At 72.2% G+C, this 15,565-nt stretch carries 14 protein-coding genes and 1 tRNA gene; 5 read left to right on the top strand and 10 right to left on the bottom strand.

Annotated features, from left to right (window positions below):
- Positions 1–9: 9 nt before the first annotated feature.
- The gene (locus AY578_RS13210) at positions 10–2,541 is read right to left on the bottom strand and encodes an ABC transporter permease (RefSeq protein WP_161107722.1); all 2,532 of its coding nucleotides are present in this window, start codon (positions 2,539–2,541) and stop codon (positions 10–12) included.
- Between the two features lie 56 nt (positions 2,542–2,597).
- Positions 2,598–3,368: an ABC transporter ATP-binding protein gene (locus AY578_RS13205; protein WP_137210464.1), complete on the bottom strand. Its 771-nt coding sequence runs from the start codon at positions 3,366–3,368 to the stop codon at positions 2,598–2,600.
- A gap of 385 nt (positions 3,369–3,753) precedes the next feature.
- Here AY578_RS13205 and AY578_RS13200 point away from each other — a divergent pair.
- Positions 3,754–3,840 (top strand) — tRNA-Leu (locus tag AY578_RS13200).
- Positions 3,841–3,910: 70 nt separating this feature from the next.
- Here AY578_RS13200 and AY578_RS13195 read toward each other — a convergent pair.
- From AY578_RS13195 to AY578_RS13175, 5 genes are all read right to left on the bottom strand, one after another.
- Positions 3,911–4,603 (bottom strand): response regulator, encoded by a 693-nt coding sequence (locus AY578_RS13195; protein WP_019522662.1) that lies wholly within the window; start codon positions 4,601–4,603, stop codon positions 3,911–3,913.
- Complete coding sequence (locus AY578_RS13190) at positions 4,600–5,865, bottom strand: sensor histidine kinase (protein WP_019522663.1); 1,266 nt, start codon at positions 5,863–5,865, stop codon at positions 4,600–4,602. The genes AY578_RS13195 and AY578_RS13190 overlap by 4 nt, the downstream gene beginning before the upstream one ends.
- Before the next feature lie 25 nt (positions 5,866–5,890).
- Positions 5,891–6,694 carry an ABC transporter permease subunit gene (locus AY578_RS13185; RefSeq protein WP_019522664.1) on the bottom strand — a complete coding sequence of 268 codons (804 nt, stop codon included), beginning with the start codon at positions 6,692–6,694 and terminating at the stop codon, positions 5,891–5,893.
- Positions 6,691–7,638 carry an ABC transporter ATP-binding protein gene (locus AY578_RS13180; protein ID WP_136239204.1) on the bottom strand — a complete coding sequence of 316 codons (948 nt, stop codon included), beginning with the start codon at positions 7,636–7,638 and terminating at the stop codon, positions 6,691–6,693. Before AY578_RS13180 ends, AY578_RS13185 begins: the two co-directional genes overlap by 4 nt.
- 80 nt (positions 7,639–7,718) lie before the next feature.
- Positions 7,719–8,396, bottom strand: coding sequence for a TetR/AcrR family transcriptional regulator (locus tag AY578_RS13175; RefSeq protein WP_202415013.1), 678 nt, complete (start codon positions 8,394–8,396; stop codon positions 7,719–7,721).
- 67 nt (positions 8,397–8,463) lie between these two features.
- Between AY578_RS13175 and AY578_RS13170 the strand changes: the two genes are divergently transcribed.
- The 3 genes from AY578_RS13170 to AY578_RS13160 all read left to right on the top strand — a co-directional run bounded on the left by AY578_RS13170 (position 8,464) and on the right by AY578_RS13160 (position 12,316).
- Entirely contained in the window at positions 8,464–9,876 is a 1,413-nt protein-coding gene (locus AY578_RS13170; RefSeq protein WP_240801092.1) for an MDR family MFS transporter, read from the top strand.
- A gap of 141 nt (positions 9,877–10,017) precedes the next feature.
- A complete protein-coding gene (locus AY578_RS13165; RefSeq protein WP_136239203.1) occupies positions 10,018–11,193 on the top strand; it encodes a 4-hydroxybenzoate 3-monooxygenase in 1,176 nt (391 codons plus the stop codon).
- 211 nt (positions 11,194–11,404) lie between these two features.
- On the top strand, positions 11,405–12,316 hold the full coding sequence (locus AY578_RS13160; RefSeq protein ID WP_019522669.1) for a Bax inhibitor-1/YccA family membrane protein: 912 nt from the start codon (positions 11,405–11,407) through the stop codon (positions 12,314–12,316).
- Positions 12,317–12,418: 102 nt separating this feature from the next.
- Here the strand turns inward: AY578_RS13160 and AY578_RS13155 are convergent, their stop codons facing one another.
- On the bottom strand, positions 12,419–12,649 hold the full coding sequence (locus AY578_RS13155; protein WP_006135890.1) for a DUF4287 domain-containing protein: 231 nt from the start codon (positions 12,647–12,649) through the stop codon (positions 12,419–12,421).
- Between the two features lie 101 nt (positions 12,650–12,750).
- Here AY578_RS13155 and AY578_RS13150 point away from each other — a divergent pair, with 101 nt between their 5' ends.
- Positions 12,751–13,062, top strand: coding sequence for a hypothetical protein (locus AY578_RS13150; RefSeq protein ID WP_086020106.1), 312 nt, complete (start codon positions 12,751–12,753; stop codon positions 13,060–13,062).
- Positions 13,063–13,146: 84 nt separating this feature from the next.
- Here the strand turns inward: AY578_RS13150 and AY578_RS13145 are convergent, their stop codons facing one another.
- Positions 13,147–13,923 (bottom strand): hypothetical protein, encoded by a 777-nt coding sequence (locus AY578_RS13145; protein WP_019522672.1) that lies wholly within the window; start codon positions 13,921–13,923, stop codon positions 13,147–13,149.
- Between the two features lie 278 nt (positions 13,924–14,201).
- Positions 14,202–15,422, bottom strand: coding sequence for an acetyl-CoA C-acetyltransferase (locus tag AY578_RS13140; RefSeq protein ID WP_028959671.1), 1,221 nt, complete (start codon positions 15,420–15,422; stop codon positions 14,202–14,204).
- Positions 15,423–15,565 lie beyond the last annotated feature (143 nt).

Below are 15,565 nucleotides of genomic sequence, written 5' to 3'. Positions count from 1 at the left end.
GCGACGAGGTCACTCCGCCTTGATCGCGCTCAGCATGTTCAGCCGGGCGGCGTTGCGGGCCGGCCACAGGGAGGCCAGGACGCCCACCAGACCGGCCAGCACCACGAAGATCCCGATCCGGTCCCAGGGCAGGACCAGCGCGTACCCCGGAATCTCGTCGGCGACGGTCTCGCCGATCGCCCAGCCGAGGAACGTGCCGAGACCGATGCCGACCACCGCGCCGAACACCGAGATGACGACGGCCTCCAGCCGGACCATCCGCTTCACCTGGCGCCGGTCCAGACCGATCGCGCGCAGCATGCCGATCTCCTGCTGCCGTTCGAAGACGGACATCGCGAGCGTGTTGACGACGCCCAGCACCGCGATGATCAGAGCCATCGCCAGCAGGCCGTACATGACGTTCAGCAGGGTGTTGATGGCGCCGCCGAACTCGTCGCGGATGTCCTGCCGGTCCATCACGGTGATCGCGGGGTTGTCACCGAGCGCGTCGACGAGGACCTTCTCGTTCGCCGCGGACTGGCCGCCGTCGACCTTCACGAAGATCTGCCGGATGTACGGCTTCGCCTCGTGCCCGCTCACCACGGCGGTGTCGAGGACGACGGGGGAGAGGAACTCGCTGTCCTTGTAGACGGCGCCGACCGTCAGCGTCGCCTTCTTCTCGTCGGCGAAGGTGAAGGGGACGCTGTCGCCGGGCTTCCAGCCCCTGCTCTCGGCCGTGGTCTCGGCGACCGCGATCCGCCCCTCGGCGAGCGAGCCGATGTCGCCGCTGACGACGTCGACGTTCAAGACCTCCTGGATGTCGCCCGGGGTGACCGCGGAGGCGGAGACGTAGTCGTCGTCGGTCTGGAGGTAGACGTCCTGCTGCGGCGAGACCGCCGAGACGCCCGCGGCGTTCTCCAGCGCGGTCAGCGCGGACCGGTCGAGGTCGCCCCCGTTGGCCATCGAGACCATGTAGTCGGCCTTGATGTTGTCCGTGGTCATCTTGTCGATGGCGGTGCCGACCGTGACGCCGAGCACCGACAGGCCGGTCACCAGCGTCAGCCCGATCGCCAGCGCCGAGGCGGTGGCGCCGGTGCGGCGCGGGTTGCGGACCGCGTTCTGGCCGGCCAGCTTGCCGGCCACGCCGAAGGGTCCGACGAGCAGCGGACGGACGAGTGCGATCACGGGCCGGGACAGCAGCGGGATCAGGATGATCACGCCGATCAGAGCGAGGAACGCCCCCGCGCCGATGTACATCCGGCCGTCGTCGCCGCCGGTCGAGGCGCCGGCCACGATCCCCGCCGCCCCGAGGGCGGTGACGGCCCCACCGACGGAGTTGCGCAGCACCAGCGACTTGGTGGTGGCCACCGCGTGGACGCTGTTCATCGCCGCGACCGGCGGGATCTTCGCGGCCCTGCGGCCGGGCAGCCAGGCGGCGAACACCGTGATCAGCACGCCCACCGCGAATGCCGAGACCACCGGAGTGGCGGACAGGACCAGCGGGCCGTCAGGCATCTTCATGTCGAACGCCGCCATGCCGGAGCGCAGTCCGACGGCCAGACCGACGCCGAGGGCGAAGCCGACGGCCGAGGCCACCAGACCCACCACCGCGGCCTCGGCGAGCACCGAACGGGTGATCTGCCTGCGGGACGCGCCGACCGCGCGCATCAGGGCGACCTCCTTGGTGCGCTGGGCGACCAGCATCGTGAACGTGTTGGAGATCAGGAAGACGCCCACGAAGAGCGCGATGCCCGCGAAGCCGAGCAGGACCTGCTTGAGGTTGCCCATGCCCTGTTCGATCTGGTCGGCCTGCTCGTCCGCGAGCGCCTTGCCGGTCCGCGCCTCCGCCGTGTCCGGCAGCAGCGGCTCGACCGCGGCGAGGATCCCGGCGTCGTCCGCGCCGGGGGCCGCGACGACGGTGACCTCCTCGAAGTAGCCCTGCTTCAGGTACTGCTTCTGGGCGACGGCGGTGTCGAAGAGGACGAGGCTGCCGCCGGCGTTGACGGCGCCGTCCTCCGTGGTGAACACACCGCTGAGCGTGTACTCCTTGACCGGGCCGTTGGTGGCGACGCGCACCCGGTCGCCGACCTCGTACTCGCCCTTGGCCGCGGACTCCTCGTCCAACGCGATCTGGTCGTCCTTCACCGGGCCGGAGCCCTCGGTGAACGTGTACGCCGGGTCCTTGCCGTTCTCGCCGGGCGCGAAGTTCGAGCCCTTGTTGGACCATCCGACGCCGATCAGCTTCCCGTCGGGGCCGGCGACCCCGGCGAAGCCCCCGACACGGCCGTACACCCCGGCGACGCCGTCCACGGCGGAGATCCGGTCGAGGTCCTCGCCGGACAGGCCGGGCGCCTCCTCGGGGTTGTCCGGGTCGGCGTACGAGGTGACGGCGACGGCGACGTCGTCGTAGCTCTTCGCCGACTGGTTGCGGAAGGCGTTGGAAAGGGTGTCCGCGAAGACCAGGGTGCCCGACACGAACGCCACGCCGAGCATCACGGCGAGCACGGTCATCAACAACCTGGCCTTGTGCGCGAAGACGTTGCGCAAGGCGGTACGGAACATGGGTCTTCTCTGTCCAGACGGTACGAGGGAGGGGCGAGCGGGCGACGGGCCCGGGGTCAGCTGGTGCGGCCCTTGGCGTCGAAGCGCTTCATGCGGTCGAGCACGGAGTCGGCCGTCGGCCCGTACAGCTCGTCGACGATGCGGCCGTCGGCGAGGAAGACCACCCGGTCCGCGTAGGCGGCGGCGACCGGGTCGTGGGTCACCATGACCACCGTCTGGCCCAGTTCGCGCACGGAGTTGCGCAGGAAGCCGAGCACCTCGGCGCCGGAGCGGGAGTCGAGGTTGCCGGTGGGCTCGTCGCCGAAGACGATGTCGGGCCGGGACGCCAGCGCCCGCGCCACCGCGACCCGCTGCTGCTGGCCGCCGGAGAGCTGGGCCGGGCGGTGGCCGAGCCGGTCGGCCAGGCCGACCATCCGGATCACGGTGTCCAGCCACTCCTTGTCCGGCTTGCGGCCCGCGATGTCCATGGGGAGCGTGATGTTCTCCAGGGCGTTCAGCGTCGGCAGCAGGTTGAACGCCTGGAAGATGAAGCCGATCTTGTCCCGGCGCAGCCGCGTGAGCTGCTTGTCCTTCAGCGCGCCCAGCTCGGTGTCGCCGATGCGCACGGAGCCGGAGGAGAAGGTGTCGAGCCCGGCGACGCAGTGCATCAGCGTGGACTTGCCGGAGCCCGAAGGGCCCATGATCGCGGTGAACTCGGCCTGCCGGAAGTCGACGGAGACGCGGTCCAGGGCGACCACCTGGGTCTCGCCCTGGCCGTAGATCTTCGACAGCTCCGTGGCGCGTGCGGCCACGGCGGTGGTCCGGTCGGCGAGGGGGGCGGTGGTCACGGATGAGCTCCTGTGGGACGGCGTGTTTCGAGGACACGACCATCGTTCCGTGGCTTCGCCGCCGCGGAGTCACCCGCTGCTCCGGTTCCGGGGGGCGACTCGGGAGGGAGCGCCGGACGCCGGGTCATACCTGGGGATGACGGACGCCCCCTACCCGGGTCGGTCCCCGGAACGGGTGGGGCGCCCTGTTCGGACGGTGAAATTCCGTCATTCCGCGTGCGGAGGGCCTCGTCGCACGCAAGGCTGGTGGCACGTGCTGACGGTGCGTTCGGGTGTCTGATGGACCCTCAGGCGCCAATAAAATAAGACAAGATCGGTCCATCCCGCCGCAGTCGGAGGGAGGGTCACCGATAGGCTCGGAACCGCGAAGCGGAGCCCACGGCCTGCCCGGATGGTGGAATGCAGACACGGCGAGCTTAAACCTCGCTGCCCCTGAGCGGGCGTGCCGGTTCAAGTCCGGCTCCGGGCACCACCACGGCCGCACGGCCTGACCTTCGCCCCAGGTGAGGGACGCGACGTCGACAGACGCGTCCGGCGTCCCGTCAGACCCGCACCAGGCCCGCCCGGAAGGCCAGGATGACGGCGTGGACGCGGTCGCGGGCGCCGATCTTCCCGAAGATCCGGCCGACGTGGCTCTTCACCGTCGACTCGGCTAGATGAAGCCGCCGGGAGATCTCCGCGTTCGTCAGTCCTTCTCCCATCGCCATGAGAATCATGCGTTCCCGCGCCGTGAGCCGGGCGATCCCGGCGTGCTCCTCCGCCGAGAGCGGGACCGGGTCCGGGCGTCCCGCCGCCAGGCGGCTCAGGAGACGCCGGGTGGCGCTGGGCGCGATCACCGCGTCGCCCGCGGCCACCGCGCGGATCGCGGACAGCAGGTCGCCCGGTTCCGCGTCCTTCGTGAGGAAGCCGCTCGCTCCGGCCTCGATGCCGGACAGGACGTACTCGTCGAGGTCGAACGTCGTCAGCAGCAGGACGCGCGGGGCGTCCTCGGGACCCCGGTGGTCCGTCACGATCAGGCGGGTGGCGGCGATGCCGTCGAGGCGGGGCATCCGTACGTCCATCAGCACCACGTCCGGGCGCACGTCCCGCGCCAGCCGTACCGCCTCGCCGCCGTCGCCCGCCTCCCCGGCCACGTCGATGTCCGGCTGCCCGGCGAGGAACATCGTCGTGCCCATCCGCTGAAGGGGCTGGTCGTCCGCGATCAGCACCCGGACGGCATGGGACGTGTCCGTCATGGGGTTCTCATCCTCCGGTCCTCCGTCCCCCGGGAATCGGTCGTCGGTTCCTCGGTTCCCCGCGCCGTCGCCGGGCGTGTTCCGAGGCCGTCGGCGTCGTCGAGGGGCAGGCGCGCCCGCACCCGCCAGCCCGTGCCCGTGGCCCGGGCCTCGAACGTGCCGCCGTACGCCTCGACGCGTTCGCGCATCCCCGGCAGACCATGGCCGCCGGGCTTCGGGGCGGCCGGCGCGGCGCCGGTGTCGGTGACGGTCACCGTGACGGCGTCCGCCGCGCGTTCGACGTCGACGCGGGCGCGGGGCGCGGGGCCCGCGTGCCGGAGCACGTTGGTGAGGGACTCCTGCACGACGCGGTAGACGGCGAGCTGCCGGCCGGTGTCGAGGGTGCGCAGGTCTCCGGTGCGCCGCAGGACGACGTCGAGCCCGGCGTCCCGCAGTGCGTCGAGGAGGTCGGCCAGGTCGTCGAGCCGGGGCTGCGGGCTCAGGGGCGTGCCGTCGGCGCCGGCGTCCTCGCGCAGCACCCGCAGCACGTGCCGTACCTCCCGCACGGAGGTGCGGCTCACCTCGCCGATGGCGTCGAACGCGCGCACCGCCTCGTCCGGGGAGGTGCGGGCTGCCACGCCGCCGCCGGTGGCGAGGGCGGTGATGACCGAGAGGTTGTGGCCGATGACGTCGTGGATCTCGCGCGCGATGCGGGAGCGTTCGGCGACCGCCGCGGTGCGGGCGATCTCGGCCTGCTCGGCGGCGAGGCGGACGCGGTTGCCGCGCACGAGCAGGCCGAGCAGCACCGCGGCGGCGCCCATGGCGGTGACCGCCAGGACGAGGAGGAAGCGCTCGCGCGGAGGCGTCCCTCCGGAGCCGGGCGGGGCGACGAGGGCGGTCACGGCGAGGACCGCGACGACGCCGGCCGCGGTCCCGGTCACGTGCCGCCGGCCGTCGCGCAGGACGGCGCCGAACAGCGCCACCCACACGGCCAGGTACGTCCACGTGGGCGTCCCGTCGAGAGAGAGGGCGCCCGCCGCGGAGACCAGGGTGCCGCCGGAGGCGGTCAGGAGGGCGGCGTACGGGCGGCGTCGGCGCAGGGCGACGGCGCCGTGCACGGCGGCGAGCACCGCCCAGCCGGGCAGACCGGACGGCGGGCTCGCGAGGAAGGACACGGCGGCGACGAGCAGGGCCAGGCCGAGGTCCCACCCCCAGGGGTGGCGCCGGTCGAAGGCGCTCATCCCCTGGAGCGGATCGGTCACCGCGGCGTCCGCGACACGCATGCGCACTCGTCTGTCGCCTTCCGGGTCAGATGTCGCGGGTCTTCAGCAGCCACCACGAGACGCCGCCCAGCGCGGCGACCCAGGTGACCAGGACGACGACCGCCGTGCCGACGCCGTACGGGCCGTCGGCGAGACCGGCGCCGCGCACGACGTCCATGGCGGCGAACGGCATCCAGTCGGTGAAGCCGGACACCCCGTCGGGCAGGAACGCCGGGAAGATCTGCGGGCCGAGCTGGAACACGCCGAAGTACAGCGTGATCGCGGCCGCGGCGTTGCGGACCAGCGAGCCGAGCACCAGCCCGAAGAGCGCGCCGAAGGGCAGCAGGAGCGTCCCGGCGAGCACGCCCCAGAACATCCTCGGGTCGAACAGCGACATGCCCGCCGCGGAGGGGATCGCCCCGGTGATCCGGGTGAGCAGGTACAGCAGTACGGACATGACCGCGCCGAGTGCCGTGGTCACGCCGGTCAGGACGGCCGCCTTGGCGAGGAGCAGGCCGGTGCGCCGGGGCGCGGCCACGACGCTCGCCCGGATCGAGCCGCTGCTGTACTCACCGGTCACCACGAGCACGCCCAGGACGACCAGGGCCAGCACCCCGAGCGGGTAGACGGCGGTGAAGCTGAACGGGATGCCGGCCGCGGCGCTGTCGCCGAGCGTCTGCCCCTCGACCAGCAGATAGGCGCTGAGTCCGGCCACGAAGGCGAAGGACAGGGCGAGGGTCAGCAGCAGCGAGCGGACCGACCGGAGCTTGGTCCATTCGGAGAGCAGCAGCCCCTTGGCGGTGACGCGGGCGGTGCCGAGGTCCGGCGCGGGCAGGGTGGCGGCGGTCATCGGACGGACTCCAGGGGTGCGGACGTCCGGGGTGCGGCGCTTCCGGGTGTGCCGTACTCGACGGCGTTGCGGGTGATCTGCATGAAGGCCTCCTCCAGCGTGATGCGCCGGGGGGAGAGTTCGTGGAGGGGGATGCGGTGGGCGCTCGCGATCTCGCCGATCTCGTGGGCCGGGCGGCCCTGGACCTCCAGCGTCTCCGCGTCCAGCGAGGTCACGGTGACGTCCGCGCCCTGGAGCACGGTGGCCAGGGCGGAGGCGGCCGGGGTGACCACGTGTACCGACGCGGGGGCGACGGAGGCGATCACGTCCGAGACGGTGCCGGCGGCGAGCAGCCGCCCCTGGCCGATCACCACCAGGTCGTCGGCGATCAGGGACAGTTCGCTCATCAGGTGGGAGGAGAGGAACACGGTGCGCCCGCGGGCCGCGTACCCGGCGAGCAGCCGGCGCAGCCACAGCACGCCGTCGGGGTCGAGGCCGTTGACCGGCTCGTCCAGGACGAGGACCTCGGGGTCGCCGAGCAGGGCGGCGGCGATGCCCAGCCGCTGCCCCATGCCCAGGGAGAAACCCCCGGCCCGCTTGTGCGCGACGGAGCCCAGGCCGACCAGGTCGAGCACCTTCCGCACCCGGGACTCGGGGATGCCGTGGGTCTGCGCGAGGGCGAGCAGGTGGGCGTGGGCGGAGCGGCCCCGGTGCACGCCCTTGGCGTCGATGAGGAGGCCGACGTGGCGCAGCGGGTCGGGCAGGTCGGCGTACCGGCGCCCGCCGACGGTGATGCTGCCGGAGGTGGGGTGGTCGAGCCCCACCAGCATGCGCAGGGTGGTGGACTTCCCCGCGCCGTTGGGGCCGAGGAAGCCGGTGACGACGCCGGGCCGCACCGTGAAGGAGAGGTCCTCCACGGCGGTCCGTTCGCCGTACCGCTTGGTCAGATGTTGAGCGACGATCATGTTTCACCACGCTAGGAACGGGGCCGTGCCCGGGCATCCGCCCGGGGTATCCGGTTCGGCGGCCCGCGGATACCGCGGGACTAGTCCCGCGGTGCCGGCCGGGACCGGGCTTCTGCGGCCGTGCGTCCTCCAGGTCCGGCCACGGCGTGGACGAGGGGCAGGAACACCTGGTCGACGATCTCCTCGATCGCCTCGTCGGCCGCGGAGGCCTGCGTGACCAGCACCTCGTTGGCCAGCAGGTCGAAGGCGGCGTTCCGCACGCGTGGCGGCACGTCCGCCGTGGCGATCTCGCCCCGGTCGCGGGCGCGTTCGAGGACGGTCCGCATCCGGCTGCCGCGGCTCTCGGTGAGCTTGGTGCGCAGGTCGGCGAGCGTGGGTGCGTCCCGGTCGGCGCCGTCCAGGCGCGCGGCCAACTGGATGGCGACGCGCGCACGGGCGTCGTTGGCGGCGTGCATGAGCGCGATGACGTCCCCGCGCAGGGAGCCGGTGTCCGGGGCGGGCGCGGCGATGTCCGCGCCCAGCCGGGAGGCGGCCGCGGCCAGGGCCAGTTCGCGTTTGGCGGGCCAGCGGCGGTAGAGCACGGCCCGGCTGGTGCTCGCCCGCTCGGCGACCGCGTCGTAGGTCATCGTCTCGTAGCCGGACTCCATCAGCTCGGCCCAGGCGGCGTCCAGCAGCGCCTTCTCCAGCTCCGCGCCGCGGCGGCGCCGCTTGGGCGCGTGAGCCGGCTCCCCTGCGGGACCCTCAACTTTAAGAGACATTGCGTTTCCTATTCGTCCGACGTACTCTCCTAGAGAAGATACACCGTGTCTCTTAAAGAGGTTTCAAGTGACCACGAAAGCACCTGAAGCGGACACGAGGGCCGAAGAGCTCGCCCCGGGGGTGTGGCCGGTCGCCTGGACCGTTGTCGTCGGGGCGCTGGGCGTCCTGTTCGGGACGACCATCGTGGCCGTGGCGGTCGAGCCGCTCGCCGGGATCCTGGACGTCCCCCTGTCCACGATCCAGTGGATCAGCACCGGCTACCTGCTGGCCCTCGCCGTCGTCATCCCGGTCGTCCCGTGGGCCCAGCGGCGTCTGGGCGGCAGGCGCCTGTGGATCCTGGGTCTGCTCGTCTTCCTGGTGGCGTCCGTGCTGAGCGCCCTCGCGTGGGATGCCGCCTCGCTGATCGCGTTCCGCGTCCTCCAGGGCGTGGGCGGAGGCATCCTCATGCCGATGATGTCGACGCTCGTGATGCAGGCGGCGGGCGGCAAGGGCCTGGCGCGGATCATGGCCGTCATCGGCATCCCGGCCTCGCTGGGCCCGATCCTCGGTCCGGTGCTCGGCGGGGTCGTGCTGGACCGGCTCGACTGGCGCTGGCTGTTCCTCGTCACGCTCCCCTTCGGGATGGCGGGCATCGCCCTCGCGCTGAAGTACCTGCCCAAGGACGAGGAGACCCGCCCCGCGAAGCTCGACGTCACCGGGTTCGCCCTCATGTCCTCAGGCCTGGCGGCCGTGCTGTACGGGCTGAGCGACGCCAGCAGGGACGGTGGGTTCCTGCACCAGGACGTGCTCGTCCCTCTGCTGGCCGGCCTGGCGGCGATCGGCGTCTTCACCCGGCGTGCCCTGCGCCGCAGGACGGAGTCGCTCGTCGACCTGCGGCTGCTGCGGCACCTGCCGCTGGCGTCCTCGACGCTGCTGCTGTTCCTGTCGGGCGTGGCCCTGTACGGCGCCATGCTGCTGATCCCGCTGTACTTCCAGCAGCTGCGCGGCATGACACCGCTCGTCGCGGGCCTGCTGCTGATCCCGCAGGGCGTGGGCACGCTGCTCAGCCGGACCCCGGCGGCACGCCTGTCGGAGACGATCGGGTCCCGGTGGGTCGTGGTCGCGGGCTTCGTGCTCGTGACGATCGGCACGGTCCCGTTCCTCGGCGCCACGGAGCATACGGACCTCGTGCTCATCAGCGCGTTCCTGCTCGTCCGCGGTCTCGGTCTCGGCGCGGTGACGGTGACGCTCATGGCCCTCGCGTTCGAAGGGCTCGCCCGCGACGAGGTGCCGCACGCGAGCGTCATCAGCCGCATCGGCCAGCAGCTCGGCGGCTCGTTCGGCACGGCGGTGCTCGCGGTGACGCTCCAGGCCGCGACGACCACGGCGTCGACTCCCGCGCTCGGCTTCCAGCACGCGTTCTGGTGGGCCCTCGGCTTCACCCTCCTCGCGGTGCTGGTGTCCTTCACGGTCCCCCGCGGCAGCGGCACGCGCGGCTGACGCCGCCGGTGGCTCGCGGGGTGAGCGGCACGGGGTCCCGTGGTGGCCGGCCGGCCCACCCCGGCCTCCCGCCCGGGCGTTGACACCCGGGCGCCCCCGCCCGGAAACTCGCGTTCGGCCGCGGGTGAAGGGGGACGAGCGATGCATACCACCGTGGGGATCGTGGGGGCCGGGCCGGCCGGGCTGATGCTGGCGCGGCTGTTGCGGCTCGCGGGGATCGACTGCGTCGTCCTGGAGTGCCGCGACCGCGCCTACGTGGAGCGGCGGCAGCGGGCCGGGGTGCTGGAGCAGGGCACCGCCGACGTGCTCCGGGCGGCCGGGGCGGGGGAGCGGCTGGACCGTGAGGGGCTGCCCCACGACGGCATCGAACTGCGGTTCGCCCGGCGCCGTCACCGCATCGACTTCCCGGACCTCACCGGCGGCCGCCGCGTCACCGTCTACGCCCAGACCGAGGTCTGCAAGGACCTCATCGCCCTCGCCGAGACCGACGGTCCCCCGGTCCTATTCGAGTCGGAAGTGCTCGCCGTGGAGGACGTCGACACCGACGCCCCGCGGATCCGCTTCCGCCGCGGCGGCCGCGAGGAGGTGCTGGAGTGCGCCTACGTGGCCGGCTGCGACGGCTTCCACGGGGTGTGCCGGGCCGCCGTCCCCGCCGCCGTCTCCCGCGTCTTCGAGCGCGTCTACCCGTACGCCTGGCTGGGCGTCCTCGCCGACGTGCCGCCCTCCCACGACGAGCTGGTCTACGCCCGCCACGACCGCGGCTTCGCCCTGCTGTCCATGCGCACCCCGTCCGTCTCCCGCCTCTACCTCCAGGTGCCGGAAGGCACCGAAGCGGAGGAGTGGACCGACGAGGAGATCTGGGACGAGCTCGCCCGGCGCCTGGAGACCGCCGACAGCTGGACCCTGGAGCGCGGCCCCGTCACGCAGAAGTCGGTCACCCCGATGCGTTCCTACGTCCACGAGCCCATGCGGTACGGCCGCCTCTTCCTCGCCGGGGACGCCGCCCACATCGTGCCGCCCGCCGGCGCCAAGGGCCTCAACCTCGCCGTCGGGGACGTGGTCGTCCTCGCCCGCGCCCTGGAACACGAACGGCGCACCGGCTCCGCCGAACTGCTCGACGCCTACTCCGAGACCTGCCTGCGCCGCGTCTGGCAGGCCGAGCGGTTCTCCCACGACATGACCGCGCTGCTGCACCGCGCCCCCGGCGCCACCGCCTTCGAGGACCGGCTGCAGCTCGCCCGTCTGGACCGCATCGCCACCACCCGCTCCGCCGCGGCCGACCTCGCCGAGGGCTACACCGGATTCCCCTTCGGCTGATCACGCGGATGGCCGGCCACTGTCTCCGGCCGGTTCCGGGCAGGTACCGGCTCGGTACCGGTCCGTGACCCGCAGTGAAGGGAATCACCGCGGCGCGTAGCGTGTTGCGCAGCACAACGAGGGAAAGATCCTCCCCAAGCATTAGGGTCATTCCTTTGCCTACCTATTACTCTTGAGCCAAGGCCGCACCGAGTGGCCATGGAGGAGTGAAATGAGGAGCAGTAACCCGGTCTTCTCGCGACGGGGGTTCGGCCGCGACAACGGCTACGCGGGCTTCAACACCGCGCCGCAGGCCGGGGGCCCCGCAGTCGCCACGCAGGCCAACCCGTACGCACAGCCGACGGGCAACCCGTACGCACAGCCGACGGGCAACCCGTACGCCCAGAACCCGTACGCGCAGCAGCAGCAGTACGGCGCCCCGCCGCAGGCCCCCGCCGCGGCCGGCCGGATGACCATCGACGACGTCGTGATGCGCACGGGCACCACGCTCGGCGTGCTCGTCGTCGCCGCGGCGCTCGCCTGGGCGCTGCTGCCGGTCGACGACGCCAACATCGGCCGTTCCTACGGCATCGGCATCGGCGCCGCGCTGATCGGCATGGTCCTGGCGCTCGTCCAGTCCTTCAAGCGCAAGGCCTCGCCCGCGCTGATCCTCACGTACGCCGCGTTCGAGGGTGTGTTCCTCGGCGTCGTCTCCAGCGTCGTCGACAACCGCATCGCCGACGGCGCGGCCATGCAGGCCGTGATCGGCACCATGGCGGTGTTCGCCGGTGTGCTGGTGGCCTACAAGGCCGGGTGGATCCGCGTCAACCGCCGCTTCTACGGCTTCGTCATGGCGGCCGCCCTCGGCTTCGTCCTGCTGATGGCCGTGAACCTGCTGTTCGCGGTGATCGGCGGCGGCGACGGCCTCGGCTTCCGCAGCGGCGCCCTCGGCGTCCTGTTCGGCGTCATCGGCATCATCCTCGGCGCCTGCTTCCTCGCCCTGGACTTCAAGCAGGTCGAGGACGGCATCGCCTACGGGGCCCCGCGTGAGGAGGCCTGGCTCGCCGCCTTCGGCCTCACGCTGACCCTGGTGTGGATCTACCTCGAGTTCCTGCGGCTCATCTCGATCCTCAACAGCGACTGACGCCCCCGGCGTCGACCGCACGGCATGACGAAGGGCCCCGGTTCCCACCGGGGCCCTTCGCCGTGTCCCGGGGGCCGTTCCAGGGGACGGGCCGGGCGCCGGCTAGAGCAGCCTGCGCGCCGCCCTCCGCAGGTCGTACTCGTGCACGATCGCCTTGGCGTGGCCGTACGCCAGGTCGTACTCGTGCCTCAGCCAGCTGACCTTCTCCTCGAAGCGGACGAGCGCCGGGCCTTCGTCGACGGTGCGCAGCCAGTCGGAGATCTCACGACCGGTGCAGTGCGGGATGCGGGCGAGCATGTTGCGATGGGTCTCTGCGGAGAAGACTTGGGACATCGGCGCCTCCGGACGCTGGGATACAAGCCGGTCCTTCAGGTCACCGTGCCCGAGCACCCGTCCGTTGGCAACAGTCCTGCCGCGCCGCGTACGCTCGCCGCGTGGTTGATACGACGCCCTTCACCCGTGCCGTGGATCATTTCGCCGACCGTCTGCGGGCCGCGCCCCAGAGCCGGCTGCAGCGGGGGGCGGCGGCCGAGGCGCTCGCCCTGGCCAGGGAGTTGGCGCGGCGCACCCAGCTTGTCGAGGAGCCGGGCACCGAGCCGCGCGAGATGCCGGACGCCGGCATGTTCGCCGCCGCGGATCAGATCACCGTCGCCGGACACGACTTCGCGCTCGTGCTGAAAAGCGACGAGGAAGTGGCCGAAGCCGCCCGGCTCGTGGAGGAGGCACGCGAGCGCGCGGGTGTGTGACCCCGCGAGGGTCGTGCGCCGGGCGGTACAGGGGCGCCCGCGGAACGCCGCAGGCGTCAGGCAGCCGGCGAGGGCCTCGGGGAACTACAGCGACGCGATGACGCGGTCCGCGAGGATGTAGACGCTGCCCTCGCCGCACGCGAACGTCAGCGTGTACGCCCCGGAGATGCCGGAGCCGCCCAGCAGGAACGGCGTCTCACCCGCGCGCAGCGCCTCCGCCAGCCGGTCCGCGGTCTCGCGGTGGCCCGGCGTCATGCACAGCGTGGTGCCGTCGGCGAACACGTACACGTCCAGGGTGCCCAGCGGGCCCGGCCGGACGTCGGTCAGCTCGGTGCGCGCGGCCGCCAGCTCCTCCAGCACCTCCACCGTGCGCTCGTGGTCGCTCACGACCGGCGAGGAGTGCGGCACGAAGTCCGGGTGCGAGGGGTGACGGCGGCGGGCCGCGGCCAGTTCGGGGGAGTCCCCGGCGTACTCCTCGGTGTCGGCGCCGGGCTCTACGGCCGGCTCCAGGCCCGCGAAATCGGCCTGCCGGGGCAGGAACAGCTCACTGTCGGGCAGCCCCAGCAGGGACGGGCCGTCGGAGGCGTCACGGGCCTCCTGGGCGGCCCAGAACGCCCGCGCCTCGGCCAGCTCGCGCTCGCGCTCCTCGGCGAGCGCCTCCGCGACCGCGGCGCGTATCTCGTCCGGTCCTGCCGAGCGGGCGGGCGGGACCTGGGCACGGTCCGTGGCCCGGCTCCTGGCCAGCTCGGTGTGCAGTGCCGTGACCTGTCGGCGCAGTACCAGCACGCTGCGCAGGACGGCGACGCCCACGGCGCCGGTGGCGGCCGTGGTGATCAGCAGGGCGATCGGCATGGCGCTCACTGACGTACTCCCGGTTCACAGTCGACCCCCGACTTCCTACATCAGCTTGAAGGGCGGACTAACCATCTGTCAGTGCGTAACGTCACGAATCGGACAGTCCGACGGGGTGTGCAGGCCCGGCGCGGCTGCCGTGACCTGCGCGAATGCCCTGCCAACGAGGCGTAGGTCACATCCTGGGGGAATTTGGATCACAGAACGGCCCGGCACCCCGGAAGACGGGGGTGCCGGGCCGTTTTCTCACGCGGTGTGCCGGTGCGATGACGCAGCGGCGCGCGGGATCAGCTCAGGCGCTCGATGACCATCGCCATGCCCTGGCCGCCGCCGACGCACATCGTCTCCAGACCGAACTGCTTGTCGTGGAACTGCAGGGAGTTGATGAGCGTGCCGGTGATGCGGGCGCCGGTCATGCCGAAGGGGTGGCCGACGGCGATGGCGCCGCCGTTGACGTTCAGCTTCTCCAGCGGGATGCCCAGGTCCTTGTAGGACGGGATCACCTGGGCGGCGAACGCCTCGTTGATCTCGAACAGGTCGATGTCGTCGACGGTCAGGCCGGCCCGCTGCAGCGCCTGCTTGCTCGCCTCGACCGGGCCGAGGCCCATGATCTCCGGGGAGAGGCCGGAGACGCCGGTGGACACGATCCGGGCCAGCGGGGTCAGGCCCAGCTCGCGGGCCTTGGTGTCGCTCATGATGACGAGCGCGGCGGCGCCGTCGTTGAGCGGGCAGCAGTTGCCGGCGGTGACCAGGCCGTCGGGGCGGAAGACGGGCTTCAGGCCGGAGACGCCCTCCATGGTGACGCCGGCGCGCGGGCCGTCGTCCTTGCTGACGACCGTGCCGTCGGGCAGCGTCACCGGGGTGATCTCGCGCTCCCAGAAGCCGTTCTTGATGGCTTCCTCGGCGAGGTTCTGCGAGCGGACGCCGAACTCGTCCATCTCCTGGCGGGTGACGCCCTTCCAGCGGGCGAGGTTCTCCGCGGTCTGGCCCATCGCGATGTACGGGTCGGGGACCAGGCCGTCCTCACGCGGGTCGTGCCAGGTGGTGCCCTCCTGCTGGGCGACCTCGGCGGTGCGGGCCTCGGCCTCGGCGAACAGCGGGTTGCGCGTGTCCGGGAGGCTGTCGGAGTTGCCCTTCACGAACCGCGAGACCGTCTCGACGCCGGCCGAGATGAAGACGTCGCCCTCGCCGGCCTTGATGGCGTGCAGCGCCATGCGGGAGGTCTGCAGGGAGGACGAGCAGTAGCGGGTGATCGTGCAGCCGGGGAGGTGGTCCATGCCCATCTGCACGGCGACGACCCGGCCGAGGTTGTTGCCCTGCTCACCGCCGGGCAGACCACAGCCGAGCATCAGGTCGTCGATGTCGCGCGGGTCCAGCTCGGGGACCTTGGCGAGGGCCGCCTGGATGATCGTGGCGGTCAGGTCGTCCGGCCGCAGGTCCTTGAGCGAGCCCTTGAAGGCGCGGCCGATGGGGGAGCGGGCGGCGGAAACGATCACGGCTTCGGGCATCACGGCTCCAGAGTGAAGAGGGTGCGGCGGGGCGCGGGGCGGCGTCCGTTGGGAAGTTACCCGTACGTATGACCGGGGTCACGGGTGTCGGGGTGTGAGATGGGCCGCAACTTTCTAAGCGCTTGCTTTTTGGCCCCCAGGGC

Origin of the sequence: Streptomyces thermocarboxydus, from assembly GCF_024760485.1 — a bacterium.
Taxonomy (GTDB): domain Bacteria; phylum Actinomycetota; class Actinomycetes; order Streptomycetales; family Streptomycetaceae; genus Streptomyces; species Streptomyces cellulosae.
This window is presented reverse-complemented; position numbering and strand designations above follow the sequence as displayed.